Here is a 25,655-nt window from a genome sequence, read left to right as displayed (position 1 = left end):
GCGATTAGCTCAGCGGGAGAGCGCTTCCCTGACACGGAAGAGGTCACTGGTTCAATCCCAGTATCGCGCACCACAAAACAGGCCGGGCACCCACGAAGGGGTGCCCGGCCTGTTTTGTCGCAGCCACAGAGGCCCGTGTACTACTGGAACCCATGACCGAGAGCATCGACATCATCCTTGCTGGCCCCCGCGACGCGGACGCCCTGGCCGCACTCGCTGCGGACACCTTCCCCCTGGCCTGCCCGCCCAATACGCGCCCGGAGGACATTGCCTCGTTCATCGCCGACGTCCTCTCCCCCGCCAGCTTCGCCGAGTACCTCGCCGATCCAGACCGATCCATCCTCCTCGCGGCAGAGGGAACACAGGCGGTCGGCTACGCAATGGTGGTCCTGGGCGAGCCGTCTGACGAAGAAGTCCGAGCCGCCCTCACCGTCCGCCCGACGATCTGCCTGAGCAAGTTCTATCTTCGGCAGAGCGCGCACGGCAACGGCCTTGCCCACGCCCTAATGCGTGCAGTCCTCGAGCAGTCAGCCGAGCGCGGCGCGGCCGGCATCTGGCTGGGTGTGAACCAGCAGAACTCTCGGGCGCAGGCCTTCTACCGCCGCAATGGATTCCGGGCCGTGGGGGTCAAGAGCTTCCTCGTCGGTTCCGAGATCCACGAGGACTTCACCATGGAGCGGATTCTCTAGCCAGAATGCCGCCATCGCCATCGATCCGGCGTTCTCTCGGGCCGGGAACGTGCTGAGCTCTCCGATCGCGGCCTTCTCCACCTGAGCTCGGTCAGTGTCTGCAGGTTCCGCAGCTGCAGGGCCAGCGGGTACGGCATCATCGTGTCGGACGCGTCGGCCGGTTGGGCCATAGCGGGCCCACAAGTGGCTGTTGCCGAATTCAATAGGCCGTTTCGCCATCGTTCGCCCGGCGTGTAGCTCTGGGGATAGCCCTGTCGCGGGCCTACGTTGCGCGGGCAGACAACGCCCGTATCACCTCAATAGGGAGCATCGGACACCGCAAATCCCCCGGTGGACGCGCCTCAAATCGAGTGCCGCAGGAAAAGCCCAGGTCGCGCGGGAAGTGGCGGCCAGCCAGCCGTCGCCAACGGGGGATTTAGGCCGTTCCTCCGCAACAATCGCAGGTCGGGTGCCCGTTCGTGAGAATCCGGATGGAGCTATTCGGCTGTTTTCCCAGGTGGCAGCGCGCGAGGACCGTGTCTGACCGCACGAGCGGGCGAAACCCGGTCCTCATCACCGAGATTCCCGGTCAAACGGGCATCGGATGCCCGCGGAACGTAGGGGCCGCGCAAGCATGTTCCTGAATCGCGAAGCTACCAGGTCAATATCCCGAATATGGGGTGCTGACCAGGCGCACCATGGCACGTTGATATGCGGGAATCGCTTCCCAAGGACCAACTAGATCCTGGCAGCGGTTGAGCAGATGGACACCTCCGCGTTCACCCAGCGGCACGCCCGCCATAGAACGCAGCGCTCACGTGCCGGGCCGCCCGGCTAGTGATCGCCTGCTTCCGCAGCGAACACAACAGTGCTCATCGACTTCTTCTCCCAAGTGCTGCTGCTATGCGCGAAGGTCGACGCGGTCGCATTGGACGGGACGAAAATCGCCGCCACTGCCGCCCACTCTCGAGGCCTGCCCCAGCCACAAGACCGGGACGGCGAGGAGAGCGCGGGTGGAGAGACCGCTAGCTCACCTGGTCCGCATTAAATCGCGACAGCGCCAGCAAACGGGAGGTGGCCCGGAGGTACTTCTTGCGGTAGCCGCCGGCCACCATCTCCGGGGTGAAGATCTCATCAAGCTTGGCACCGGAGACGGTCACGGGGATGCCCGCGTCATACAGCCGGTCGGCGAACACGACGATGCGCAGCGCCACGGCCTGGTCGTGGGCCGGATGCACACCGCTGATGTAGACGCCCTTGACCCCCTCCACGAGCTTCTTATAGCGGGAGGGGTGCAGCTTGGCGAGGTGCTCGCAGAGCGAGTCGAAATCGTCCAAGGTGGCGTCGGGGCAGGACTGCGCGAGGGCCTCGATCTCGTCGGCGGCCACGGGATCCGGCGCGGGCGGCAGGTCGCGGTGCCGGTAGTCGGGTCCGTCGACCCGTAGGGTCTGGAAGATTCCGGAGAGCTTGCGGATCTCGCGGAGGAAGTCTTGCGCCGCGAAACGGCCCTCGCCTAACTGGCCAGGCAAGGTGTTCGACGTCGCCACCACGGAGACTCCGCGGGCCGACAGCTCGGTCAGCAGGCGCGAGACCAGCATCGTGTCGCCTGGATCGTCCAGCTCGAACTCATCGATGCACAGCACGCTGTGGTCCGCGAGCTGCTCCACCGCGTTGTTGAAACCAAGCGCGCCCACGACGTGCGTCAGCTCCACGAACGTGCCAAACGCCTTAGGCGACGGCGACGCGTGATAGATCGACGCGAGGAGGTGGGTCTTGCCGACGCCGAATCCGCCATCGAGGTACAGCCCGAAGCCCTCGGCCTTGGACTTGCGGCCGAACAATCCCCGCTTGCCGGCCTTCGCCTTGGTGACCGTCGTCCCGAACGCCTCAGCGGCAGCGACTGCGGCCGACTGCGACGGCTGTTCCGGGTCTGGAATGTAGGAGGCGAAACTGACCTCATCGAACATGGCTGGCGGCACAAGTTGGCCAATCAACTGATCCGATGGGACCACCGGGTTGATGTCGACGAGATGTTTTAACATGCACAGCAGCCTAACGACGTGGTGAGATCTTCATTATGCGCCGTCTAGATAATGCGACCGACCTCACATTTGCAGACTCTGTGTCCATGGATCAGCTGCACCACCTCTACGCCTATCCTGCCGACGGCCGACCATGGCTGCGCGTCAATTTCGTGTCCACCCTGGACGGCGCGATTTCCGCTGGCGGCCGGTCTGGGGCCCTGGGCGGTCCCGGCGATCGGCTGGTGTTCGGCACTCTCCGCGACCTCGCGGATGTGGTGTTGGTGGGAGCCGGGACAGTACGCACAGAAGGTTATGGCGGGGTGAAGGTTTCTGCCGCGCAAAGAGAGCGCCGCGTCCAGGATGGGCAGGGCCCGGTGCCACCCATCGCGATTGTCACGGCCAGCGCCAAGCTCGACCCCCAATCGCGGGTGTTCGCCGAGGCCGAGGCGCCCACCATCGTCTTCACCAGCGCGTCCGCATCCGAGGCCGATGTCGCGGCGTTGGCCGCGGCGGGTGCGGTGGTGCATCGCGCGGATAGTGCTCGCGTCGACCTGTCCGCGGTGCTCGCGTCGCTCACTGCGCAAGGGCTCGGCCGCGTGCTCTGCGAGGGCGGCCCGCGCCTGTTCGGCGACATCCTGGAGCATGACGCCGTCGACGAGCTGTGCCTGACCATCAGTCCCCTGCTCACCGCGGGCGACTCCCCGCGCATCGCGGTCTCCGGCAGGAGCGTGTTCCACCGCATGCGCCAGGCCCACCTGCTCCAGGACGATGACGGCTCCCTCCTCGGCCGCTGGGTCAGAGACCGGGCCACCACGTGAGCAGCCGAGCCTGGCAGGCTGGCCCCGTGAAGAGCCACGTGAAGAACAGCGACGTGAGAATCTGGGGCGGTAACCGGCTAGTGCGGACGATCAGCCTCCTGTCCTTGACGGCGGCGGTCGCCTCCGCCTGCGCGGCCGGACCGTCGCTGCGGCCCGATATCGCGGTCTCCGGGCAGTCGGGCGGAGTGGTCGACGAGTCCACCCCGCCGGCCGCGGAGACGGTGCCCCCGATGGAGGTGCCAACGGAGGAGCTCAGCTGGCGCGATTGCACCGCGAGAACCCTTACCGAGCTGGGACTTCCGCCGGGGCCCGGAGGACTGACGCTCGAGTGCGCCACGCTGCGGGGTGAGCTCGACCCGGACACCACCCCCGCGAGCACCAACATCGACGTGATGCGGGCGAGCACCGCCGCCACGCCGGCCGACGCGCCGCCGCTGGTCCTCACCGCCGGGGCAGACCAGCCGTCGACGACCTCGCTGGCCGTGCTCGCGACGGGACCTCGCTCGGGACTGCTCGATCAGTACCCGGTCGTCGCGGTGGATCGCCGCGGCTTAGGCGTCGGCACGAATCCGGATTGCCTGACAACTACCGATCGCACCCGTCTCACCGAGGCGGCCGGGCGCACCGTCGACCCCACTGCGCGGGCGGAGGACATGATGGGCGTTGTCTCGGAGGCGACGGTGGCGTGCACCGACATGCTGCGCCCGTCGATCACCCAACAGGATGCCCGGCATGCTGCGGCCGACCTCGACACGCTCCGCCAGGCGTGGGGCGTCGAGCGGCTGGCGATCCTCGCGGTGGGCAGCGGATCCCGGGTGGCGCTGACCTATGCGACCGAGCTGCCGGATGCCCTCTCCAGGCTCATCCTCGACTCCCCCGCGAGCGTCGACGCGGACGCCCAGCAGATCGCCGAGGGCCGAGCGCAGGCAGACCAGGCCGCATTGGCGGCGTTGGTGCAGCTGTGCGCCGCAGCAGACTGCGGCTTGGGCCCCGATCCGGCCGCGCGGATCGACGAACTGCTCGCGAAGGTCCGCCGCGGCGAGATCCCCAGCCTCTCCGTCGGCGCGGTGCTCAGCCGGATCCGGCAGTCGGTCGCCGCGGCCGACCAGCCGTGGGAAGTGCGCGCGACGCAGCTCGGCCGACTGCTGTCCGACGCCCTAGCCGGCAACCCCGACGCTGTCGGCGCCCTGGCGGCCACCGTCGCCATCACCGACGGCCAGTTCACCGCGTCCTGCAGCGACGCGCCCCCGGCCGCTACCCCCGAGCAGTCGGCGGCGGCGCAAACAAAGTGGCAGGCGCAGTATCCGCAATTCGGCGCGGACTCGGCGGTGCGAATGCTCACCTGCTCGGCCTGGCCCTCGCACGAGCCGCCGCCCGCCCCGAACCAGGTCCCCATCCCGGTGTTGATCCTGTCCGGCGCGGCAGACCCGGTGGTGGGCGCGGGCAGCGCCGACACCGTCACTGCGGCGCTGGACCGGACCGGCACGAAGAGCACGGTGGTGTCCTGGGCCGGTGTCGGCCATGGTGCCATGTGGAACTCGGAGTGCGCGGCCACTGAGGTGGTGAAGTACCTCGCGGAGGGCGCTCTGCCGACGCTGCGCACCGCATGTCCGGCCTGAACTGGGATGGACACCAGAATGGCGTTGGGCGGGGTGTCCAGTTCGATAAATACCTGATCCACGATACCGTCAGCGGGTGCAGCTCCTGAGATTCCTCCCGCAGACCGCACGGTCCAACAGCGACGTGATCAAGGTCGTGCTGTGGCCGATCGCGGTGCTGACCGTCATCCATCGGGTGTTCGTGCTCGCCGTGGACGGCAGCCGAACCAACGATTTTGCGCCGGTCTATGACGCCGCTCGGCGCTTCATCGAGCGGCTGCCGATCTATGTCGGCAACTTCGACTCGGTAGAGCCGCACTACCTCTACCCGCCCAGCGGCACCCTGTTGATCTCCCCCATCGGCCTGATCAACTACGAGTGGTCGCGGTGGGCATTTATCTCCTTGAACGCGATCGCGGTGATCCTCGCCGGCTATGTCCTGTTGCGGCTGTTCGGCTTTGGCCTGCGCTCGGCCGCCGCGCCGATCCTGCTGTTCGCGATGTTCTTCACCGAGACGGTGTCCAACACCCTGATCTTCAGCAACATCAACGGCTGCATCCTGCTGCTCGAGGTCCTGTTCATCGCGCTGTTGCTCGGCAATAAGCAGCTGTGGGCAGGTGTGCCGATCGGGCTCGCTATCGCCATCAAGCCCACGCTCGCCCCGTTGCTGCTGCTCCCGCTGCTGAACAAGCAGTGGCGGCCGTTCGTCGGGGCCATCTCCATCCCCGTCGTGCTCACTGCCCTCGCGTGGCCGCTGACCGTGGAGCCGATGGACTTCGTCCGCCGGACCGTCCCGTACCTAATGGAAACCCGCGATTACTTCAACAGCGCGATCTCCGGCGTCGGACTGTACTACGGCGTGAACCCGGTCATCGTGTGGATCCTGCGCCTGGGGTTCGCCGCGCTGGTCCTCGTCTCGCTGTACCTCCTGCACCGCTACTACCGGCACGATCAGCTGTTCTTCCTCTGCACGGGCTCAGGGCTGCTGCTGACCGCGACCTTCCTGCTCACTTCTCTTGGGCAGCAGTACTACTCGATGCTGCTGTTCCCGCTACTGATGACCGTCGTGCTCAAGAACTCCCTGATCCGCAACTGGCCCGCCTGGGTGGCCGGGTACCTGTTCCTCAGCTTCGACAGCTGGTACTCCACCCGCTTCCCCGTCAGCGGCGAGACATTCCAGTACCTGCGCGGCACCTTCGGCTGGGGCCTGCTGATCATCGTGATGGCCACCGTCCTGATCAACCGATACCTGGTGGCCCGCGCGCAGGGCCGGCTCGACGGGGGCATAGATCCCCTGTGGGTCGCCGCACCGCAGGCCGCGCCTGTGCAAACAGCGCCCAGCGGCACTACCGTGGGGTCATGACCGACACGCAGCCAGACTTCACCCTGACCCCCGAACAGTGGCACGAGCGCCTCACCCCCGCCGAGTTCCAGGTGCTGCGCCAGGCCGGCACCGAGCGCCCGTTCGTCGGCGAATACACCGACACGAGCGAGCCCGGCGTCTATCAGTGCCGCGCCTGCTCTGCGGAGCTGTTCCGCAGCACCGAGAAGTTCCACTCGGATTGCGGCTGGCCGTCCTTCTTCGACCCGGCCAACTCAGACGCGGTAATCCTGCGGCCGGACAACTCCTTGGGCGCGCAGCGGATCGAGGTGCTGTGCAAGCGTTGCCACAGCCACCTGGGCCATGTCTTCGAGGGCGAGGGCTACCCGACGCCCACCGATCAGCGGTACTGCATCAACTCGATCAGCATGCGGCTCGTGGAGGGCTAGTCCCACAGCAGTTCGGCCCCGTCGCATCAGCGACGGGGCCGAACTCATTCCCACGGACTTACGGCAGCGACTCGATCAGCACTGCCGGGCTCACACGCGGCCCGGTGAAGAACGGGACCTCCTCGCGCACGTGCCTGCGGGCCTCGGTGGCGCGCAGGTCCCGCATGAGGTCGACGATGTCGTGCAGCTCCGGGCCCTCGAAGGCCAGGATCCACTCGTAGTCGCCGAGCGCGAACGCGGGCACGGTGTTCGCGCGCACGTTCGGGTAGGGCCGTGCCTCCTTGCCGTGGTCGGCGAGCATCTTGCGACGATCGGCGTCGGGCAGCAGGTACCACTCCAAGGACCGGACGAACGGGTACACGCAGATGTACGCGCCCGGCTCCTCACCCGCGATGAACGCCGGGATGTGGCTCTTGTTGAACTCCGCCGGACGGTGCACGGCGACGTTGCTCCACACCGGCATGCTCGCGCGGCCCAGGGCCGTCTTGCGGCGCACGTCCGCGTACGCGGCCTGCAGAGCCTCGATGGACTCGGCGTGGGTCCACATCATCCAGTCCGCGTCGGCGCGCAGCCCGGCGACGTTGTAGATCCCGCGCAGGGCCACGTCCTTGTCCTCAAGCCCGGCGAAAAAGGCCTCGGCCTCCGCGATCGCATCCGCGCGATCCTCGCCCAGCACTCCGGGCGCGATCTGGAACACCGAGATCATCATGTAGCGCACAGTCGAGTTCAATTTCTCAAAATCAAGTTTGGCCATGGCGTCAATAGTGCCACCACTTCAGACCCTGCCCGCGGCCCTGCCTGTGACTTTAGCCACGATTTGCTCCGCCGCGGCCCTTCCGCCAGCCACACAGGCGGGGACTCCGACGCCGCGCAGCAGCGCACCGGCCACCGCCAGGCCGGGCAGCGCAGCGACCCCGGACTCGATCGCAGCGACCTTCCCGTCGTGCCCCGGGCCATACTGGGGCAGTCCGTCGTGCCAGCGCTGCACAACAGCGTCCAGGGGTGTGCCCGTGACCCCGAACATCGTGCGCAGGTCCTCGATCGCCAGCGCGATCAGCTGCGCGTCGGGCAGGTCCACGACGTCCTCCTGCCCATACCGGCCGAACGACATCCGCAACAGTTGAGAATCGGGCCCGCCCAAGCTCGGCCATTTACGGCTCGACAGCGTGCAGGCCTTCGCGTGGGTGGACTCGCCGGTCGCCACGAGCATGCCGGAGTTTCGCGGCAGCGGTGCGTCCGGTGGCAATGCCAGCGCAACCACCGCCGAGGAGGCGAGCTCGATACTGGCGGCCGCCGCGGCGGCCGGCACAGCGTTGCGTCCCAAAAGCGTGGCCAGTTCCGGGGCGGGCACGGCCAAGATCACCGCGTCAACCTGCCCGACGGGGTCCAACCACCAGCCATCGCCCGACGGCGTCAGCCCGCTAGCCCTTGTGCTGAGGCGGATCTCAGCGGCGGCTGCGGCCTCGAGCGCTCGCAGGAGGACGTCGTAGCCGCCACGCACGGCGCCGAACACCGGTCCAGGCCGGGACTGCGGCAACGCGCGCTCGACGGCCTCGCCCAGGCTGGCTGCGCCCGCGTCGAGCGCCGCCGCCAGGGTCGGCAGCGCCGCCCGCACGCCGATCGTCGCGGCGGATCCGGAGTACACCCCGCCCAGCAGCGGATCGACGCAATTGCGGGTGACCTCGGCGCCGAACCGATCGGAGACCAGCGATGCGACGTCGGTGTCGTCGCCCGCCGCCCATTCCAGCGGCCGCGTCCGCTCCGCCGCGATCCGCGCGCGGGTGTCTGGACCGACCAGCGCGCCGAGGCCCGCCGCCGAGGCGGGGATGCCCATCAGCGTGTGCTGCGGCATCGGATGTGCGGCGGCCCCCGACCGGATCAGCGAGGGCAACCCAGACGGGTGCACCAGCTCCCCGCGCTCGCCCACTGCTCCGGCCAAGCCCAGCTCGGCCAGCAACAGCGGCATTTCCGGGCGCCTGGCCAGGAATGCCTCGGCGCCCACGTCCATGCGGTGGCCGGCGAGGTCGACGGTGCGGATCTTGCCGCCCGTCCGGTCGGCGGCCTCTAGCACGAGAATCTCGGCCGTCGGCCCCAACAGTGTGCGGAGCCGGTGGGCGGCGGACAGACCCGTCACGCCGCCACCGACTACCGCGATGCGAACGCCCTGGCTCACGACTCGTGAATGAGAGAGACGAGCCTGGTGAGCATGTCCGGGTTGGTGGCCGGCAGGACGCCGTGGCCCAGGTTGAAGATGTGGCCGGTGGCGCCGGCCGCCAGCGCGCGGTCCGCCTCGTCCATGACGCGCCGGGCCTCCACTTCGATGGTGTCCCAGTCCGCGAACAGGACGGCCGGGTCCAGGTTGCCCTGCAGCACGAGGCCGGGGCCGACACGTTCGACAGCGGTGTCCAGCGGCACCCGCCAGTCAACACCGATGACCTCGACGCCGACGTCCGCCATGTCCGGCAGGAGCTCGCCAGTGCCGACGCCGAAGTGGATGCGCGGGATGCCGGCGTCCGCCATTGCGGCGAGTACCCGCTCGGTGTGGGGCTTGACGAATTCGCGGTAGTCCACCGGCGAGAGGGTCCCCGCCCAGGAGTCGAAGACCTGGATGGCGTCGACGCCCGCGTCGACCTGCGCCTGCAGGAAGGTGATGGTGTTGTCGGCGAGCCGGCCCATCAGCTCGTGCCAGGTGGCCCGGTCGGAGTGCATGAGCGCCTTGGTGTGCTCGTGGTTACGGCTGGGACCGCCCTCCACGAGGTAGGACGCCAGCGTGAACGGCGCGCCGGCGAAGCCGATGAGCGGGGTCTGGCCCAGCTCGCCGGTCAGTAGCCGGACGGCCTCGGCGATCGGCGCGACCTGTTCGGTGTCCAGGCGCGGCAGCGCCAGCACGTCGGCGGTGGTGCGGATGGGGTTCGCGACAACCGGCCCGGTGCCAGCGACGATGTCGAGGTCTACGCCCGCGGCCTTGAGCGGGACGACGATGTCGGAGAACAGGATCGCGGCGTCCACGTCGTGACGGCGGACCGGCTGCATCGTGATCTCGGTCACCAGGTCGGGCGTGAAGCAGGATTCGAGCATCCCGGTGCCGACGCGCAGGTCGAGGTACTCAGGCAGCGAGCGCCCCGCCTGGCGCATGAACCAGACCGGCCGACGGCTGGGTGCGCGGCCATTGGCGGCCGCCAACAGTGGCGCATCGGGCAGGTCCCGCCGTCCGGCGGGGGCGGCGGGGCGATCGATCGGTGCGTTAGTCATGATCCATCCATCAGCGTCAAGGTGGTTTCGGCACCGCCTACCCGGCGGCACTGCCACAGGCTACCGAACTCCAAGACGCGAGCATGCCGGACGGCGCGCCTACCAGCCGGGGCGACGGCTGGGGTCTAGCGTCCAAAGCTGTGACCAACCCGGCTGCGCAGGCTGAGCCTGCCAACTTTCGCACCTCGGTAGACGCGATGAATGCTGCGTCTGTCCGACGGGAAATCGAGATCGGCCCCATCCGGCCGCCCCAACGCCTGGCCCCGTTCAGCTACGCGATAGGCGCCGAGGTGGCGCGCTCCGGCTCGACCCACGGGAATGTCCCGGAGCAGTCCGAGGGCGACGCGTTCGGACGGCTTATCCTTTTGTACGACCCACAGGGCGACGAGGCCTGGGACGGCACCTTCCGGCTAGTCGCATACATCCAGGCAGATCTCGACGAGTCCGTCGCGTCCGACACGCTGCTGCCCGAGGTCGCGTGGAGCTGGCTCACCGAGGCCCTCGAGGCCCGCGGCGCCGCCATGACCGCGCTCGGCGGGACCGTCACCGCCACCACCTCAGTCCGGTACGGCGACATCGCGGGCCCGCCGCGCGGCTACCAGCTGGAGTTGCGCGCCTCGTGGACGCCACGGGTGGAGGGCGACCAGGACATGGGCGTCCACGTGCAGGCCTTCTGCGATCTGCTCGCCAACGCCGCGGGGCTCCCCCCCGTCGGCGTCACCGACTTGGGAGCTCGCGGCCGCTCTTGAGCACCGCCCACTCCAGGAATCGGGCGACCTGCTGGACCACCTGGATACTGCGCACCGACGGGAACACATCGAAGGCGTGCTGCGCGCCCGGGATCTCCGCATAGGCCACCGGCGACGTCGAGACCGCCCGCAGGCGAGCGGCGAACTCCCGCGCCTCCGCCACCGGGACCAGCGAGTCGAAGCTGCCGTGGATGATGAGGAACGGCGCCACATCCGCATGCACCTGGTCGATCGGTGAGGCCGCCCGATAGTCCTCGGGGAATTTCGCGTTCTTGCCCAGCACAAAGGCGCTCAGCCCAGACTTGACCCGCTGCAGCGTCAACTTGATGCCTGTGTCGCCGGTGAAGTCGTACACGCCGTAGTGCGGGACCAGCGCCTGCACCGAGGTGTCCGAGCCCTCAAACCCCGGCTGCAGCGCGGGGTCGTTCGCCGTCAGGCCCGCCATGGCCGTCAGGTGCCCGCCCGCGGAACCGCCCGTGACCGCGATGAAACTCGGGTCCGCCCCGTACTCCTCGGCATGCTCGCGCAGCCAGGCGATAGCCTGCTTCACCGCGATCAGGTGCTCTGGCCACCGGGCCTTGGGCGAGAGCGGATAGTTGATGGAGGCGCAGACCCAGCCGCGAGCCGCCATCTCCTGCATCAGCGGAATACCCTGCTGGTCCTTATTACCGATAGTCCAGCCCCCGCCATGAACCTGCAGCAGGATGGGCGCGCCGCCGCGGGCCTCCTCGTTGCGGTAGATGTCGAGGCGGGACCGGCGGCCGCCGTCGCCGTAGGTCAGGTTCCGCTGCCGCACCACACCGGGCTTGCCCATCTTGAACGGGTTCAGCAGTGTCGGCCACGGGGCTGCGACGGTGACAGGGCCCAGCTCCTCGTCGAGTCTGCGCATCTCCTCCGCGCCCAGCGACTCGTCGAGCGCCTGGCGCATGGCCTGGCCCGCCTTGGCGCTCACCGCAATCGAGGCCGCCAGGCCGACGCCGGCAACGGCCGCGAGGCCCAGCCCGATCTTGTCCGCCGGGGTGCGCACGCCATGCCGGGCGACGTGCACCGCGTTGTCCGCCGCCAGCACCGCCAGCATCTGGGGTGCCAACTCCCCCGCCAACCAGCCGCCGAAGAAGGACACCACCGAGGTCGAGTACCCAGGCAATGGCCTGGTCACATTCCCCGCCAGCGCGGCCAGACCCAACTGCCGCCATACATAGCTATCCCGCCCTGTGCGTGTTCCCATCCCGCCACACTAGCGATCATCGCGAGCCTCGCGACGTGGCGGTGCGCAGATTCGGACATGTGACCACCACTACTCTCACAGTCTCCGCAATGCGTGAACACTATTGCGGCAAACCCTTACGATCAGCACCATGGAAAGACTCAGCGGACTCGATGCCAGCTTCCTTTACCTCGAGACCCCCTCCCAGCTCATGCACGTCTGCGGCCTCATTGTGGTCGATCCGAACACGGTCGAGGGTGGTTACAGCTTCAAGAAGATGCGAGCGGAGCTGAACAACCGGGTCCTGGCGATGCCCGGGTTCCGGCGCAAGCTCCAGGACTCGTTCCTCAACCTCGACCACCCCGTGTGGGTCGACGCCGACGACTTCAACATCGAGCACCACTTCCACCGCATTGGAGTCCCGACCCCCGGCGGCCGGGAGGAACTGTCCGAGATGTGCGCGGACATCGCTGGCCGGCCGCTGAACCGCACGCGGCCGCTGTGGGAGATGTGGGTCATCGAGGGCCTGGCCGACGGCAAGGTCGCGATCATGTCGAAGATGCACCACGCCACCGTCGACGGCGTCGGCGGCGCTGACATGATGTCGCAGCTGTGCAGCCTCACCCCTGAGCTCCCGCCGCTCGATCCCACATCCGTCGCCCAGAAGGTGGGCCGCCCCGGCACCCTCGCGATGGCCGCCGATGGCATCCTGAGCTTCGCCACTCGCCCCCTGCGCCTGCTCCAGATCCTGCCCAGCACAATCGCCATCGTGCCGCGCTGGATCACCCGCTCCCGCCAGGGCCGCGCCATGCCCGTGCCGTTCAGCGCCCCGCGCACCTCCTTCAACGCCACCATCACCGGCAACCGGGCGATCGCCTACACCCAGGTAGAGCTCGAAGACGTCAAGCTGGTCAAGAACACGTTCGGCACGAAGGTCAACGACGTCGTGATGGCCATGGTCTCCGGCGCGCTGCGGGAGTACCTGGACAACAACGACGAGCTGCCGGAACAGCCGCTCATCGCCATGATCCCGGTCTCGGTGCACGGCAAATCCGACCGGGGCGGCACTAACCAGGTGACCGGCATGTTCACCGACCTCGCCACCAACATCGCGGACCCGCAGGAGCGCCTCGCCTACATCGCCGAGCACACGGACATCTCCAAAGAGCACAAGGACGCCCTCAGCGCCTCCCTGATGCAGGACTGGGCGCAGTTCGCCGGCCCCAGCACTTTCGCCGTCGCGATGCGCGCCTACTCGAGCCTGCGGCTGGCCGAGAAGCACCCCGTGATCCACAACCTCGTGATCTCCAACGTCCCCGGCCCGCCCTTCCCGCTGTATTACCTGGGCGCGAAGATCGACGGGATGTATCCGCTGGGCCCCGTCTTCCACGGCGCCGGCTTGAACATCACGGTGATGTCCCTCGCCGGCAAGCTCAACATCGGGCTCATCGCCTGCCGTGAGCTCAGCCCGGACCTATGGGAGTTGGCGAATGCGATGACCGGAGCCCTCGACGAACTTGTGGTGGCGGCCAAGGCGACTGCCGAGAACGTGACCACATAGTCTGACCGCTATGGATGTCTCGCCTGAAGCCCTCGTGTCTGAAACTCCCGAGCCTGCCGCCCCGACCCCGCTGACGGAGCCCCGCGAGGGAGTACCGGCCGTCCTCGAGTCAGCGGAGGACGTGGCGGCGTTGGCTCGTCGGATCGCTGGCGGCACCGGTCCCCTGGCCGTCGACACCGAGCGTGCATCGGGCTATCGCTATTCCAACCGCGCGTACCTGATCCAGCTGCGGCGTGCTGGCTCCGGCTCTGCGCTGCTGGACCCCACGACCACCGGCACCCTGCAACTGCTCGCCGAGGTCATCAACCCCCTCGAGTGGGTACTGCACTCCGCGGACCAGGACCTGCCCTGCCTCGCGGAGCTCGGGTTGCGGCCCGCCCGCCTCTACGACACCGAGCTGGCCGGTCGGCTGGCCAACCTGCCGCGGGTCAACCTGGCCGCGATGGTGGAGCACCAGCTCGGCCTCTCGCTCGCCAAGGGCCATGGCGCCGCCGACTGGTCCACCCGTCCCCTACCCGATAATTGGCTGAACTACGCCGCGCTGGACGTCGAGGTGCTGCTGGAGTTGCGGGACGCGATCGACGCCGATCTAGCCAGCCAGGGCAAAGCAGACTGGGCGGCCCAAGAGTTCGAACACATCCGCATCAGCCCCCCGCCCGGCCCCAAGCCCGACCGGTGGCGCCGCACGTCCGATATCCACAATGCCCGCGGCGCCCGGCAGCTCGCCGCGGTGCGCGAGCTGTGGCTCGCCCGCGATGAGGTGGCGGCCCAGATCGACCGCGCCCCCGGCCGCGTGCTCCCCGACTCCGCGATCGTCGCCGCCGCGGTGGCAGATCCGAAGACAGCCGCGGAACTGCAGGCGCTCAAGGTCTTTGGCGGTCCGCGCCAGAAGCGCCGCTCGGGACTGTGGCTCGACGCCCTCGCCCGCGCACGAGCTCTGCCCACGAGGGAACTGCCCACGCTCAAGCCTGTCGGCGGCATTCCGGCGCCCAATCGCTGGTCCCAGCACCGGCCGGAGGCGGCCCACCGGCTGAGCACAGCGCGCAAGGAGCTGGCGGCAGTGAGCGAGCAGGTAGCCATCCCCGCGGAGAACCTGCTGTCCCCCAAGCTGCTGCGGGAGCTGTGCTGGGAGGGCCTCCAGACCACCGCCGACGTCTCTGCGGAGGACCGGACCGCGGACGAGTGGACTGCAGCCGTGCAGGAGGCCCTGATCGCGGGCCAAGCGCGCGAGTGGCAGCGTGCGCTGGTCACGCCCGCCCTCGTCACCGCATTCACCGCACCCGTCCCTGCGGAGCCTGCCAGCTAGACGTGCCTAGGCCGTGCTGGCCTCGCCGCCAAGTTGCGCCGGGTCCAGCACGCCTGCGCCGTCGGCCGAGTCCAGCGCGGCGACCCACTCGGTGATGTCGCGGGCGATCCTCTCCGGGGTGATGCCGATCTCGGCGAGAATCTCCCCGCGGGAGGCGTGCTGCAGGAATTCCTGGGGCACGCCGACATCGCGGGCCGGGGTGTAGACCCCAGCGGCGCGCAGGGCCGCGGACACGGTCGAGCCGATACCGCCGTGCACCCCGCCGTCCTCGATGGTGACCACGAGCGAGTGCTGGCGGGCGAGGTCGATGAGGGGCTCCGGCACCGGCAGGACCCAGCGCGGGTCGACCACGGTAGCCGAGATCCCTTGCAGACGAAGCCGATCCGCGGCGGCTAGGCCGACCTCCGCGAACGGCCCGACGGTGACGATGAGGACGTCCGCGGCCAGGCCTGACGCCGCGGAGCGCGCCAGCACATCCACCGTCCCGATCCTCTCGAGAGCGGGGATGGGGGCGGGCACCGCACCCTTCGGGAAGCGCACGGCCGTTGGGCCGTCGTCGACGTCGAGCGCCTCGTCCAGCTGCTCGCGCAACGCCTGGCCGTCCCGCGGCGCGGCGACCCTCATCCCCGGGACGATGCCCATCAGCGACATGTCCCACATGCCGTTGTGCGAGGCGCCATCGGAGCCGGTCACACCGGAGCGGTCCAGCACCAGGGTGACCGGCTGCTTGAGCAGGGCCACATCCATGAGCAGCTGGTCGAACGCGCGGTTGAGGAACGTGGAGTAAATCGCCACCACCGGGTGCAGCCCCCCGAGCGCCAGGCCCGACGCGGAGGCCACCGCGTGCTGCTCCGCGATGCCGACGTCGAAGAAGCGGTCCGGGAAACGCTGCCCGAAGGCCGCCAGGCCCGTGGGGCCGGCCATTGCCGCGGTGATGGCGACGATGTCGGGGCGCTCCTCCGCGCGGGCGATGAGCTGGGCGGAGAACACCGAGGTCCAGTCCCGCTCAGGCTGGCTCTTGGGGATGCCGGTAACCGGGTCGATGACACCGGTGGCGTGCATCTGGTCGGCCTCATCGTTCTCTGCGGGCGCGAAACCCCGGCCCTTGCAGGTCACGGCATGCACGATGACGGGGCCACCGAACTCCTTGGCCCGGCGCAGCGCCAATTCCATCGCCTGCAGATCATGGCCGTCGACCGGGCCCATGTACTTGAGCCCGAGATCCGTGAACAGCACCTGCGGGCTCATGGCGTCCTTGAGTCCCGACTTCACGCCGTGCAGCAGCGTGTACGCCGCCTCGCCGACGACCGGGGTGCTGCGGACGAGCTTGCGGGCGGACTCGAGCGCCCGCTCGTAGCCGGGCTGCAGACGCAGCGCCGCCAAGTGCTCGGCCAGCCCGCCGATCGTCGGGGAGTACGAGCGGCCGTTGTCGTTGACCACCACGATGAGGGAGCGTTCGGTCCCCTCCGCGATGTTGTTCAGCGCCTCCCAGCACAGCCCGCCGGTCAGCGCGCCGTCGCCGACGACCGCGATAACCGTGCGGTCGTGCTGGCCGGTGATCGCGAAGGCCTTCGCCAACCCGTCGGCATAGGACAGCGAGGCGGAGGCATGGCTGGACTCGACCCAGTCATGCTCGCTCTCGGCGCGGTCCGGGTAGCCCGAGAGCCCGCCGCGCTGACGCAGCGTCGGGAACAGGTCCTTGCGGCCGGTCAGGATCTTGTGGACGTAGGACTGATGTCCGGTGTCGAAGATGATCGGGTCCCGCGGCGAGTCGAAACAGCGGTGCAGCGCCAAAGTGAGTTCAACCACGCCGAGGTTGGGGCCGAGGTGTCCGCCGGTGGCGGCCACTTGTTGGATCAGGAATTCCCGAATCTCGGTCGCCAAATCAGCCATCTCGGCTGTGGTGAGCCGACGCAGGTCAGCGGGTTCTTGAACGCGGTCGAGCACGCCCATCTCTGCCGTTCCTTCCATCCGTCGCACGTAGTTCGGTCTAGTTTACGTATGTACTGGGCCAGAATGCCCAGGGACGCCGACTCACCGTGTCAGAAGTGCGAAGCTCTCCAGGTGGTGGGTCATCGGGAACGCGTCGAAAGCCCGCAGTTCCGCCACCGTGTAGCCGTGCTCAGCGTAAAGCGAGAGGTCACGGGCGAAGGACGCCGGATCGCAGCCGATGTGGATGATCCGCGGCACCTCCCGGGCGGCCAGTGCCGCGATGACCTCTTTGCCGGCGCCTGCACGGGGTGGGTCCAGCAGCGCGAGGGCGGGCTCGGCCAGCAGGTCGGGGATCAGCCGCTCGACGCGGCCGGTGTGGAAGTACACCTGCGGCAGTTCGGCCAGAGACAGCTTGCCATCGATGACGGACTGGGCGGCGGACTCGACCACGTCCACATGGCCGGTCTCGCCCACCTGGCCGGCCAGGTGGGCGGCGAAGACCCCGACCCCGCCGTAGAGATCCCAGGCGCTCTCGCCCGGCTGCAGGCTCGCCCACTCCGAGACCAACGCGGAATACGCCGCCGGGGCCTGATGGTGGGCTTGCCAGAAGTCGGTCGCCGCCAGGTGCCACAGCTGCCCGTCGACCCGCTGCACCGTGATGCCGGTGCCCTCGGCGATGCGCTCAACCCGGGGTGCGCTCTTGGCCGTACGGCGCGCGTGCGCCCCGCGGCGGCCCTTGTCCCGATGCGCCTTCTTCGGCGCCGCGGGCGCGTCGATCTCCACGATGTGGCGCTTGCCATCGTCATCGCGCACCACGAGCAGCTCGGAGTCCGCGGCCCACACGGTGTCGTCCAGGCCGTCGAGCACACCCGGCGCGACCTGCGGGCAGCGCAGATCGGCGATCACCTCGTTGCTGCGGTAGCGCCGGTAGCCCGGGCGCCCGGCCTTGTCGACGGCCAACCGCACCCGCGTGCGCCAGCCGGCAGTCTCCGCGCCGGGCAGGGCCTCGACGGCCACACGCTGGGGGAGCTTGGCGATCCGCTCGAGCTGCTCGGCCAGCACGTCCTCCTTGAGCCGCCGCTGCGCCTCCGGCCGCACATGGGAGAAGTCGCAGCAACCCGCGCCCTGCGGTCCGGAGACCGGGCACAACGGCGAAATGCGGTCCGGGGAGGCCTCGAGCACCTCGACTGTGTCCGCGCGGCAGAACGAGCCGCCCCGGTCCTCGGTGACGACGGCCCGGATGCGCTCCCCGGGCAGGGTGTGGCGCACGAACACCACGCGGCCCTCGCTGCGGGCGACGAAAATCCCGCCATGCCCGACCTTGTCGACCTCGAGCTCGAGCACTCGTCCGGTCCAGTCCAAACTCATTTATCCGCCTCAAATTCTCCGGTGATACCACGACGCATCGCGCCTGGCGCGCTTGCGCCCCGGTGCCTAGAACGCGCCAGCGCCGACGACTCCAGCTGCCAGGGCACGCTGGCCACAATCACACCACGCTGGAACAACAACCGACTCTTCAGCCGGAGCGCGCTCTGGTTGTGGAGCACCTGCTCCCACCATCGGCCCACCACGTACTCGGGGATGAATACCATTACGACATCGCGCGGGGAGTCGTTGCGGAGCCGCTTAACGTATTCCAGCACGGGCCGGGTGATCTCACGATACGGCGACTCAATGACCTTCAGCGGCACCGTGATGTCGCTGTTCTCCCACTCTCGCACGAGAGCGCGGGTGTCGGGATCGTCCACATTCACGGTCACCGCCTCGAGCGTGTCCGGCCGCGTCGCCCGGGCATAGGCCAGGGCCCGCAGAGTCGGCTTGTGCAGCTTGGAGACCAACACCACCGAGTGGGTGCGACTGGGCAGGATGCCATCCCAGTCCGCGCTCTCAAGCTCGACGGCGACCGAATCGTAGTGCCGGCGAATCCCCTTCATCAGCACGAATAGCACCGCCATCAGGACGATCGCGATCCACGCCCCGGCAAGGAACTTCGTCACCAACACGATGGTCAGGACGGTGCCGGTCATTACTAGTCCGACCCAGTTGATGATCCGCGCGCGCTTCATCTTCCGCCGGTCGGTGGTGTCCAGATCGCCCTTGAGCAGCTTCCCCCAGTGCAGGACCATGCTCGCCTGGCTCAGTGTGAAGGAGATGAAGACGCCGACGATGTAGAGCTGGATCAGCGAGGTGACCTGCGCCCCGAAGGCGATGACGAATCCGATCGCGGCCAGCGCCAGGAACAGGATGCCGTTGCTGAAGGCCAGGCGGTCGCCACGGGTGTGCAGCTGGCGTGGCAGGTAGCTACTCTGCGCCAGCACCGACGCCAGGACGGGGAAGCCGTTGAAGGCGGTGTTCGCGGCCAGCACCAGGATCAAGGCGGTCACGATGGTGATGAAGTAGAACCCGATGGGGAAGCCGGCGAAGATGGTCTCCGCGAGCTGCGCGATCATCGTCTTCTGCTCGTAGCCCGCTGGCGCCCCGATGAGCTGGTGGGCCGGGTTCTCCGCGATCTTCACCCCGGTCTTCTCGGCCAGGATGATGATGCCCATCAGCAGCACGATCGCGATGCCGCCAAGCAGCAGAAGCGTGGTCGCGGCGTTACGGGACTTCGGCTTGCGGAAGGCCGGCACGCCGTTGCTGATCGCCTCCACCCCGGTCAGCGCGGCGCAGCCGGACGAAAAGGCACGGGCGATCAGGAAGATCAGCGCGACGCCGTAGAGGTCGGTGTTCTCCGCCTTCATCTCGAAGCCCGCCGATTCGGCCTTCAGGTCGGTGCCCAGCACGAAGATGTCGAATAGCCCCCAGATCAGCATGATGCCGACCGAGCCGATGAACAGGTAGGTGGGGATGGCGAACGCGGCCCCGGCCTCCCGGATGCCGCGCAGGTTCACCGCCGCCAGGATCGCGATGGCGGACACCGCGAACAGCACCTTGTGCTCGGCGACGAACGGCACCGCGGAGCCGATATTCGACGCCGCAGCCGCGATCGAGACCGCCACCGTGAGCACGTAGTCCACCAAAAGCGCGGCGCCTACCGTCAGGCCCGCGTTGGGGCCGAGGTTCGCGGTGGCCACCTCGAAGTCCCCGCCGCCGGACGGATAGGCGTGCACGTTCTGGCGGTAGCTGGCGACGACCACGACCATGACGATCGCGACCGCCAGACCGATCCATGTCGTGTACGCGTAGGCCGAGATGCCGGCGACGGAGAGGACTAGGAAGATCTCCTCCGGCGCGTAGGCCACCGACGACATCGCATCCGATGCGAAAACGGGCAGCGCGATGCGCTTCGGCAGCAAAGTCTCACCGAGCCTGTCGCTGCGAAATGGCCTACCCAGTATCAGCCGCTTTGCGGCCGTGGACATCTTAGACACTCGGGCCAGCGTATGCCCCTTGGATGGGCGACGCCATCTGATCCCCGGAACCCACGGCGCCCGCGTCGGGAACGGCCGAAAGTTGGCGTACATTCCACTAGGTTCAATGGCACGGGATCCCTTGCCTCCCACCACCCCGCTCACTCACCGAACCGTCTGGAAGGACTCGCGCAGTGCATGTCGTAGTCATGGGTTGCGGGCGCGTCGGCGCCGCGCTCTCCGAATCGCTATACCGGATCGGGCACGACGTCGCCGTCATCGACATTGATCCCCACGCCTTCGACCGGCTCGGCTCGGACTTCCCGTGCGAGCGCATCATCGGCAACGGCTATCACCGCGACGTGCTGGTCCGCGCGGGGATCGAGCGCGCTGGCGCCTTCGCGGCCATCACCTCCGGGGATAACTCGAACATCATCGGCGCCCGGATCGCCAGCGAGATCTTCGGCGTGGACCGCGTCATCGCCCGAATCTACGACGCCAAGCGGGCCCAGGTCTTCGAGCGACTCGGCATCCCCACCGTCGCCACCGTCCCCTGGACCACCGATCGACTTCTGCACACGCTCATCCACGACACCACCCCCGACCGCTGGCGGGATCCCTCCGGCAGTGTCGCCATCGTCGCCCTGAACCCGCACGAGGAGTGGTACGGCCGCCGGCTCAGCGACTTGGAGGCCGCCACCGGCTCCCGCGTCGCGTTCCTGGTCCGGGTCGGTGCGGGCTTGCTGCCCGACGCCCGCACCGTGCTGCAGGCCGACGACCAGGTGTTCGTCGCCGCCATCTCCGGCCGCGTGGCGGAGGCAGTCGCGCTGTCCGAGGCCCCGCCCCCCACCGATATCTGAAGTCAGGAATTCATCGTGAGAATCGCCATCGCAGGAGCTGGCTCCGTGGGCCTCGCCATCGCCAAGGAATTGTTGATCAGCGGGCACACCGTCATGGTCATCGAGCGCAACGCCGCGAACTTCCTGCCCGAGTTGCTGCCTCGGGCCCGCTGGGTCCACGCCGACGCGTGCGAGTTGGACAGCCTCGAAGAGGCGGAGCTGCAGAACGTCGACGTGATGATCGCCGCCACCGGTGACGATAAGGCCAACCTCGTGGTCAGCCTGCTCGCCAAGATCGAATTCGCGGTGCGCCGGGTGGTGGCGCGGGTGAACGACCCGGTCAACGAGTGGCTCTTCGACGAGTCCTGGGGCGTGGACGTCGCCGTGTCCACCCCGCAGATGATCGCCTCGCTCGTCGAGGAGGCCGTCACCATTGGGGACCTGGTCCGCCTCATGACCTTCCGGCAGAGCAAGGCGAACCTCGTGGAGATCACGCTGCCTGAGGACACTGCCCTAGCAGGCAAGCCGGTCCGCCGCCTGGCGCTGCCGCGCGACGTCGCGCTGGTGACCATCTTGCGCGGTGCGCGGGTCATCGTGCCCACGCCGGACGACCCCATCGAGGGCGGCGACGAGCTCCTGTTCGTCACCTCCGTGGAGGTCGAGGACCAGCTGCGTCAGGCACTCGGGTTGGCGCCGGCAGAGTCGGTCGAGTCCAACTGATCGCCCGGCCCCCCATCGAGCTGCTCCTTCTCGTCTAGCGCGCGGAAGTACCGGTCCACGCGCCGGATCGCGAGGAAGGTCGCCAGCATCGCGACGGCGGCCAAGGGCCACCCCATCGCGATCCTCGCGACAGCCAGCCAACCGGTGCTGTCCGCCTCATACAGCGAGGACTGGACCAGGTAGCGCGCGCCGAACACCAGGGCCCAGCACAGCGTCGCCAGGTCGTAGGCGCGGACTGCGACGCGCTCCTTGCGCCACGCTCGGGCGCTGCCGTTGATGCCGTTCCAGATGACCCCGACGAGGGGCCAGCGGACGAGGACTGAGAGTAAGAACACGCCACCATAGGCGAGGCTCGTGTAGATGCCGAAGAGGAAATAGCCCTTCGCGGAGCCGGTGCGGTGCGCGATATACGCGGAGATGCCGACCCCGATGAATCCAGAGATGGCCGGGGCCAGCTTGCCGCCGACCGCAATCCGCCAGATCAAAATCGCGGCGGCCACCCCGAGCGCGGCGTACAGCGCCACCTTCAGGTCCCAGATCGCGTTCACGGGCACGAACACGAGGATCGGCAGGGACGAGTAGACCAACCCCGAGACCCCGCCGATTTGCTCCAGTAACGATTCCTGCTTCTCCTCGGTCACCCCACGAGGGTGCCACAGCCATGCCTAGGCGGCGGCGGCGGCTTTCATACCAGGGTCAGCGATCGCCCTGCAGCTCGTAGTACGGGTTGTACAAGACCTTCTTGCCGTCCCGCTCCCCCAGCCGTCCACGCACCAAGATCGTGGTGCCGGACTCGATGCCGGGGATGCGCCGGCGGCCCAGCCACACCAAGGTGACGGCCGCGCTGCCGTCCCACAGCTCCGCCTCCATGGCGCACCCGCCCGCCTTGGACCCGATCTCGACCGACCGCAGCCGACCGAGCATGGTGATCTCCTCGCCATGCGCACAGTCGCGGGCCCGCTGCGCGCCGGCGGTCTTGATCGCAGTGGCCATCTCCTCGGAATCGAGCTCGTCGATGTCCTCGGTGAGCCGCTTCGAGAGTCGACGAAAGTAGTTGGAAGCCGCGGTGGCCATGGTGCGCTCCTGAAAGCACTCGGATGTGCGGGCGAACCCGCCTTGCATCGCCACAGTAGACCCGAGTGGGGGCTTAAGCCACCAGACCGTGCAGTATCGAGAAATGACCTCCCGACCCCGGCCCACCGCCGCCGTGCTCCTGCCCGGCACCGGGTCTGACGCCGACTTCATCAGCCGCGCGTTGGGCCCCTTGGCAAACAGTCTTGACCTGCAAGTTATCGCCGTACAACCCGATCCGGGCAGGCTGGTCGAGAGCTATCTGGAGGCTCTCGCGGAGGCCGCCGCCGAGCATCACCGGCTTATCGTTGGCGGGGTGTCGATCGGCGCCATGGTCGCGATCTCCTGGGCGTGCGAACACCAGCGTCAGGTCGCTGCCGTCGTCGCCGCCCTGCCGGCATGGTCGGGCGAGGCCGCGGACTCCCCCGCCGCGGCCAGCGCCCGCTACACCGCGGGGCTACTGCGGGCGGACGGGCTCGAGGCCACTATCGCGACGATGCGGTCAGGCTCGCCCCGCTGGTTGGCCGACGAGCTGGAGCGATCCTGGCGCGCACTCTGGCCCGGGCTCCCGGGATCGATGGACGCGGCGGCCACGCATGTCGGGCCCACTCTCGCGGAGCTCGCGACCCTGCGGTCGCCGGTGGCGTTGGTCGCCGTCGAGGATGATCCGCTGCACCCCATCGCGACGGCCGAGGCCTGGCTCGCGGCACTCCCGTGCGCCCGCCTGGAATCGGTGCGGCTGGCGGACCTGGGCGCAGACCCCGCGGTGCTCTCCGTGGCGGGCCTACGCGCGCTGGCGGCGCTCCCCCGCTGACCTACGGCTTGTTGCGCAGCTGCTGCATGGCGGAGCCGTTGGGGTTCTGCCGCGGCTGCTCGGGGGCCGCCGGCGCCGTCGGCGTGGGGGCCGGGTCGCCGCGCAGGGCCTGGCTCATGGCCTGCTGTTGCTGCGCGAGCTGCTGCAGGGCCAATCGCTGCTGCTCCTGCTGGTGTTGGGCCATCTGCTGCTCCCGAGCGCCCTCGAGCTGAGTGGCGAGCACCTCCGGCAACGTGATGGTGAGCGGGGACCGGGCCGGCAGCGGCTCGCTGCCGCGGCGCACGACGGTCCCGCGAACCACCTCCCGCGCCAACTCGCTGAACTCGCTGTCCGGCTCGACCAGGCCCTTGGCTCCGACCGCGACACAGCGCAGCATCCACCGCGGGCCGTCCACGCCGATGAAGCGCAGATCGCCGCCGGCGGAGGAGCCGAGCACCTCGCGGCCCCATGGGCCGGTGGTCACCGACACCGTCGCGCCCTCGCCGCGCAGGGACTCCGACAGCTCCCCGACCACGTCGCGCCACTGGCCCGCCGACTTCGGGGCCGCGAAGGCCGTCATGGAGATGCGACCGCCCGCGACGGTCACGAAGACATTGTTGACCGAGCCGTTGCCGGCGAGGTCCACCTGGATCTGGCCGCCCTCGGGGATCGGCACTACGACGCTGCCGAGATCCAGCATCGTCGGCTGCGCGGCGAGCTCGTCAAGGTTGGAGACCAGCTCAGAATCGAACGGGCCGTCGGCGCCATCGTGCGCGACATCCTCCGCAACATCGTCCACGCTGTCGTCCGGGCTGTCGGCCACGGACTCCTCGACCGCGTCCTCGCCGTCCAGTGCGTCGACCACTGATTCGGCCTCGGCCGTCTCCAGCTTCGCCTGAGATTTACGCTTGCGCCCGAACACGGTCACGCTCCCTGTCCTGTCGAAGACCCCGAGGTCGAATCCGCCCCGCCGGCCAGTGCGGCGTGGCCGCCGCTCGATCCGTATCCGCCGGCCCCGCGCGAGGTCTCGTCGAGCTCGTCGACCTCGACGAACTCCACCAGCTCCACGCGCTGCACCAGCAACTGCGCGATCCTATCCCCACGTGCCAACACGATGTCATCATGCCGATCATGGTTGATCAGGCAGACCTTGATCTCACCACGGTAACCCGCGTCCACCGTCCCGGGGGTGTTCACCACCGACAGCCCCTTCTTGGCGGCCAGGCCGGAGCGTGGATGGATCAACCCCACGGTGCCCATGGGGAGGGCGATTGACACCCCTGTGCCCACCAGCACACGCTCACCGGGCGGGATTGTCACGTCCGCCACCAAATGCAGATCCACCCCCGCATCGCCTGGATGTGCCCGCCGCGGCAGGGGCAGGCCCCTGTCGAGACGCTTGAGGAGAATGGACTGCTGGTTGTCTTCGGGGCGTACGCCCATCGCGCTGTCAATGGCCACGGCAGGCCAGACTACTCTGGTGGTCGTGTCTAACGCTTCACGATCGCCCGCTGCGCCCAATCCCGCTGCCACCACCGTGGCCTACACAGAGCGTTTGTGGATTCCCATCTGGTGGTGGGTAGCCGCTTTGGCCGTCGGCGCGCTCATCGGCTACGAGATCGGGCTAGCCGTGCGCGGCGTCCCAGCCTGGGTCTTCATCGTCGCGATGGTTCCCGTCGCGGCGGCGGCGTGCCTGTGGCTGTGCCGTGAGCAGATCTCCGTGAGCCACGAGCCGACGGCGGACGCGGACCCGCGCAGCCCCCTGGGGACCCTCGACATCAAGGGCCGCGCGCATCTGCCGCTGTCCGCGATCTCCCGAACGGTCAGTGTGCCGGCCTCGGCCCGCAGCGCCGCGATGGGCCGCCAGCTGGACCCCGAGGCGTTCGTCGCGCAGCGCACCTGGATCAAGACAATGGTGCTCATCGTCCTCGACGATCCGACCGACCCGACGCCGTACTGGCTGGTCAGCAGCCGCAACCCCGACAAGCTGATGGCCG

At 68.6% G+C, this 25,655-nt stretch carries 24 protein-coding genes; 12 read left to right on the top strand and 12 right to left on the bottom strand.

The window, feature by feature from the left end; all coding sequences use genetic code 11:
• Positions 1–152 precede the first annotated feature (152 nt).
• Positions 153–689 carry a GNAT family N-acetyltransferase gene (locus TBIF_RS21835; RefSeq protein ID WP_024796869.1) on the top strand — a complete coding sequence of 179 codons (537 nt, stop codon included), beginning with the start codon at positions 153–155 and terminating at the stop codon, positions 687–689.
• A 1,004-nt stretch (positions 690–1,693) separates the two neighbouring features.
• Here TBIF_RS21835 and zapE read toward each other — a convergent pair.
• Positions 1,694–2,710 carry a cell division protein ZapE gene (zapE, locus tag TBIF_RS21830; protein WP_024796868.1) on the bottom strand — a complete coding sequence of 339 codons (1,017 nt, stop codon included), beginning with the start codon at positions 2,708–2,710 and terminating at the stop codon, positions 1,694–1,696.
• Between the two features lie 35 nt (positions 2,711–2,745).
• Here zapE and TBIF_RS21825 point away from each other — a divergent pair, with 35 nt between their 5' ends.
• The 4 genes from TBIF_RS21825 to msrB all read left to right on the top strand — a co-directional run bounded on the left by TBIF_RS21825 (position 2,746) and on the right by msrB (position 6,878).
• Entirely contained in the window at positions 2,746–3,510 is a 765-nt protein-coding gene (locus TBIF_RS21825) for a pyrimidine reductase family protein (protein ID WP_024796867.1), read from the top strand.
• Between the two features lie 26 nt (positions 3,511–3,536).
• Positions 3,537–5,129, top strand: coding sequence for an alpha/beta hydrolase (locus TBIF_RS21820; RefSeq protein ID WP_148302365.1), 1,593 nt, complete (start codon positions 3,537–3,539; stop codon positions 5,127–5,129).
• Positions 5,130–5,205: 76 nt separating this feature from the next.
• Entirely contained in the window at positions 5,206–6,471 is a 1,266-nt protein-coding gene (locus TBIF_RS21815; RefSeq protein WP_024796865.1) for a glycosyltransferase family 87 protein, read from the top strand.
• Complete coding sequence (gene msrB / locus TBIF_RS21810; RefSeq protein ID WP_038172371.1) at positions 6,468–6,878, top strand: peptide-methionine (R)-S-oxide reductase MsrB; 411 nt, start codon at positions 6,468–6,470, stop codon at positions 6,876–6,878. The genes TBIF_RS21815 and msrB overlap by 4 nt, the downstream gene beginning before the upstream one ends.
• Before the next feature lie 58 nt (positions 6,879–6,936).
• Here msrB and hemQ read toward each other — a convergent pair whose 3' ends face one another.
• The 3 genes from hemQ to hemE are packed head-to-tail and all read right to left on the bottom strand — an operon-like array spanning position 6,937 to position 10,130.
• A complete protein-coding gene (hemQ, locus tag TBIF_RS21805) occupies positions 6,937–7,632 on the bottom strand; it encodes a hydrogen peroxide-dependent heme synthase (RefSeq protein ID WP_024796863.1) in 696 nt (231 codons plus the stop codon).
• A gap of 21 nt (positions 7,633–7,653) precedes the next feature.
• Entirely contained in the window at positions 7,654–9,051 is a 1,398-nt protein-coding gene (locus TBIF_RS21800; RefSeq protein ID WP_024796862.1) for a protoporphyrinogen oxidase, read from the bottom strand.
• Complete coding sequence (hemE, locus tag TBIF_RS21795) at positions 9,048–10,130, bottom strand: uroporphyrinogen decarboxylase (RefSeq protein ID WP_024796861.1); 1,083 nt, start codon at positions 10,128–10,130, stop codon at positions 9,048–9,050. Before hemE ends, TBIF_RS21800 begins: the two co-directional genes overlap by 4 nt.
• 197 nt (positions 10,131–10,327) lie before the next feature.
• On the opposite strand from hemE, the gene TBIF_RS21790 reads away from it, so the two are divergent.
• Positions 10,328–10,879 (top strand): DUF3000 domain-containing protein, encoded by a 552-nt coding sequence (locus tag TBIF_RS21790; protein ID WP_024796860.1) that lies wholly within the window; start codon positions 10,328–10,330, stop codon positions 10,877–10,879.
• Here TBIF_RS21790 and TBIF_RS21785 read toward each other — a convergent pair.
• The gene (locus tag TBIF_RS21785) at positions 10,848–12,107 is read right to left on the bottom strand and encodes an alpha/beta hydrolase (RefSeq protein ID WP_024796859.1); all 1,260 of its coding nucleotides are present in this window, start codon (positions 12,105–12,107) and stop codon (positions 10,848–10,850) included. The genes TBIF_RS21790 and TBIF_RS21785 overlap by 32 nt on opposite strands.
• Before the next feature lie 130 nt (positions 12,108–12,237).
• On the opposite strand from TBIF_RS21785, the gene TBIF_RS21780 reads away from it, so the two are divergent.
• On the top strand, positions 12,238–13,647 hold the full coding sequence (locus TBIF_RS21780; RefSeq protein ID WP_024796858.1) for a WS/DGAT/MGAT family O-acyltransferase: 1,410 nt from the start codon (positions 12,238–12,240) through the stop codon (positions 13,645–13,647).
• A gap of 10 nt (positions 13,648–13,657) precedes the next feature.
• Positions 13,658–14,953 (top strand): ribonuclease D, encoded by a 1,296-nt coding sequence (locus tag TBIF_RS21775; RefSeq protein WP_084611849.1) that lies wholly within the window; start codon positions 13,658–13,660, stop codon positions 14,951–14,953.
• 6 nt (positions 14,954–14,959) lie between these two features.
• On the opposite strand, the gene dxs is transcribed toward TBIF_RS21775, so the two are convergent.
• The 3 genes from dxs to TBIF_RS21760 form a co-directional block, all read right to left on the bottom strand.
• Positions 14,960–16,906 carry a 1-deoxy-D-xylulose-5-phosphate synthase gene (dxs, locus tag TBIF_RS21770; RefSeq protein WP_024796856.1) on the bottom strand — a complete coding sequence of 649 codons (1,947 nt, stop codon included), beginning with the start codon at positions 16,904–16,906 and terminating at the stop codon, positions 14,960–14,962.
• Between the two features lie 81 nt (positions 16,907–16,987).
• Positions 16,988–18,253, bottom strand: coding sequence for a class I SAM-dependent RNA methyltransferase (locus tag TBIF_RS21765; RefSeq protein ID WP_024796855.1), 1,266 nt, complete (start codon positions 18,251–18,253; stop codon positions 16,988–16,990).
• Positions 18,250–20,256 (bottom strand): APC family permease, encoded by a 2,007-nt coding sequence (locus tag TBIF_RS21760; RefSeq protein WP_024796854.1) that lies wholly within the window; start codon positions 20,254–20,256, stop codon positions 18,250–18,252. The genes TBIF_RS21765 and TBIF_RS21760 overlap by 4 nt, the downstream gene beginning before the upstream one ends.
• Positions 20,257–20,429: 173 nt before the next feature.
• Between TBIF_RS21760 and TBIF_RS21755 the strand changes: the two genes are divergently transcribed.
• Entirely contained in the window at positions 20,430–21,095 is a 666-nt protein-coding gene (locus tag TBIF_RS21755; RefSeq protein WP_024796853.1) for a potassium channel family protein, read from the top strand.
• A gap of 15 nt (positions 21,096–21,110) precedes the next feature.
• The gene (locus TBIF_RS21750; protein ID WP_024796852.1) at positions 21,111–21,794 is read left to right on the top strand and encodes a potassium channel family protein; all 684 of its coding nucleotides are present in this window, start codon (positions 21,111–21,113) and stop codon (positions 21,792–21,794) included.
• Here TBIF_RS21750 and TBIF_RS21745 read toward each other — a convergent pair.
• On the bottom strand, positions 21,749–22,435 hold the full coding sequence (locus TBIF_RS21745; RefSeq protein ID WP_024796851.1) for a DUF3159 domain-containing protein: 687 nt from the start codon (positions 22,433–22,435) through the stop codon (positions 21,749–21,751). The genes TBIF_RS21750 and TBIF_RS21745 overlap by 46 nt on opposite strands.
• A 55-nt stretch (positions 22,436–22,490) precedes the next feature.
• On the bottom strand, positions 22,491–22,868 hold the full coding sequence (locus TBIF_RS21740) for an OB-fold nucleic acid binding domain-containing protein (protein ID WP_024796850.1): 378 nt from the start codon (positions 22,866–22,868) through the stop codon (positions 22,491–22,493).
• A 103-nt stretch (positions 22,869–22,971) separates the two neighbouring features.
• On the opposite strand from TBIF_RS21740, the gene TBIF_RS21735 reads away from it, so the two are divergent.
• Complete coding sequence (locus TBIF_RS21735) at positions 22,972–23,679, top strand: alpha/beta fold hydrolase (protein WP_024796849.1); 708 nt, start codon at positions 22,972–22,974, stop codon at positions 23,677–23,679.
• A gap of 1 nt (position 23,680) precedes the next feature.
• Here the strand turns inward: TBIF_RS21735 and TBIF_RS21730 are convergent, their stop codons facing one another.
• Together TBIF_RS21730 and dut are read right to left on the bottom strand one after the other, a co-directional pair.
• A complete protein-coding gene (locus tag TBIF_RS21730; RefSeq protein ID WP_051461715.1) occupies positions 23,681–24,586 on the bottom strand; it encodes a DUF3710 domain-containing protein in 906 nt (301 codons plus the stop codon).
• A complete protein-coding gene (gene dut, locus TBIF_RS21725) occupies positions 24,583–25,101 on the bottom strand; it encodes a dUTP diphosphatase (RefSeq protein ID WP_038172361.1) in 519 nt (172 codons plus the stop codon). Before dut ends, TBIF_RS21730 begins: the two co-directional genes overlap by 4 nt.
• Positions 25,102–25,138: 37 nt before the next feature.
• Here dut and TBIF_RS21720 point away from each other — a divergent pair.
• Positions 25,139–25,655: DUF3093 domain-containing protein (locus tag TBIF_RS21720; RefSeq protein WP_439654253.1), on the top strand; the 517-nt coding region annotated here is incomplete at its 3' end.

This window comes from Tomitella biformata AHU 1821 (genome assembly GCF_000524475.1).
GTDB classification, from domain to species: Bacteria; Actinomycetota; Actinomycetes; order Mycobacteriales; family Mycobacteriaceae; genus Tomitella; species Tomitella biformata.
The sequence above is the reverse complement of the archived record's forward strand: the minus strand, read 5'-3'. Positions and strand labels throughout refer to the sequence as shown.

Coding starts and splice junctions, on each gene's coding strand:
- TBIF_RS21785 (WP_024796859.1), bottom strand. CDS start 12,107: ATGGGAACACGCACAGGGCGGGATAGCTATGTATGGCGGCAGTTGGGT.
- hemQ (WP_024796863.1), bottom strand. CDS start 7,632: ATGGCCAAACTTGATTTTGAGAAATTGAACTCGACTGTGCGCTACATG.
- TBIF_RS21780 (WP_024796858.1), top strand. CDS start 12,238: ATGGAAAGACTCAGCGGACTCGATGCCAGCTTCCTTTACCTCGAGACC.
- msrB (WP_038172371.1), top strand. CDS start 6,468: ATGACCGACACGCAGCCAGACTTCACCCTGACCCCCGAACAGTGGCAC.
- TBIF_RS21775 (WP_084611849.1), top strand. CDS start 13,658: ATGGATGTCTCGCCTGAAGCCCTCGTGTCTGAAACTCCCGAGCCTGCC.
- TBIF_RS21735 (WP_024796849.1), top strand. CDS start 22,972: ATGACCTCCCGACCCCGGCCCACCGCCGCCGTGCTCCTGCCCGGCACC.
- TBIF_RS21835 (WP_024796869.1), top strand. CDS start 153: ATGACCGAGAGCATCGACATCATCCTTGCTGGCCCCCGCGACGCGGAC.
- dxs (WP_024796856.1), bottom strand. CDS start 16,906: ATGGGCGTGCTCGACCGCGTTCAAGAACCCGCTGACCTGCGTCGGCTC.
- TBIF_RS21765 (WP_024796855.1), bottom strand. CDS start 18,253: ATGAGTTTGGACTGGACCGGACGAGTGCTCGAGCTCGAGGTCGACAAG.
- TBIF_RS21790 (WP_024796860.1), top strand. CDS start 10,328: ATGAATGCTGCGTCTGTCCGACGGGAAATCGAGATCGGCCCCATCCGG.
- dut (WP_038172361.1), bottom strand. CDS start 25,101: ATGGGCGTACGCCCCGAAGACAACCAGCAGTCCATTCTCCTCAAGCGT.
- TBIF_RS21740 (WP_024796850.1), bottom strand. CDS start 22,868: ATGGCCACCGCGGCTTCCAACTACTTTCGTCGACTCTCGAAGCGGCTC.
- zapE (WP_024796868.1), bottom strand. CDS start 2,710: ATGTTAAAACATCTCGTCGACATCAACCCGGTGGTCCCATCGGATCAG.
- TBIF_RS21825 (WP_024796867.1), top strand. CDS start 2,746: ATGCGCCGTCTAGATAATGCGACCGACCTCACATTTGCAGACTCTGTG.
- hemE (WP_024796861.1), bottom strand. CDS start 10,130: ATGACTAACGCACCGATCGATCGCCCCGCCGCCCCCGCCGGACGGCGG.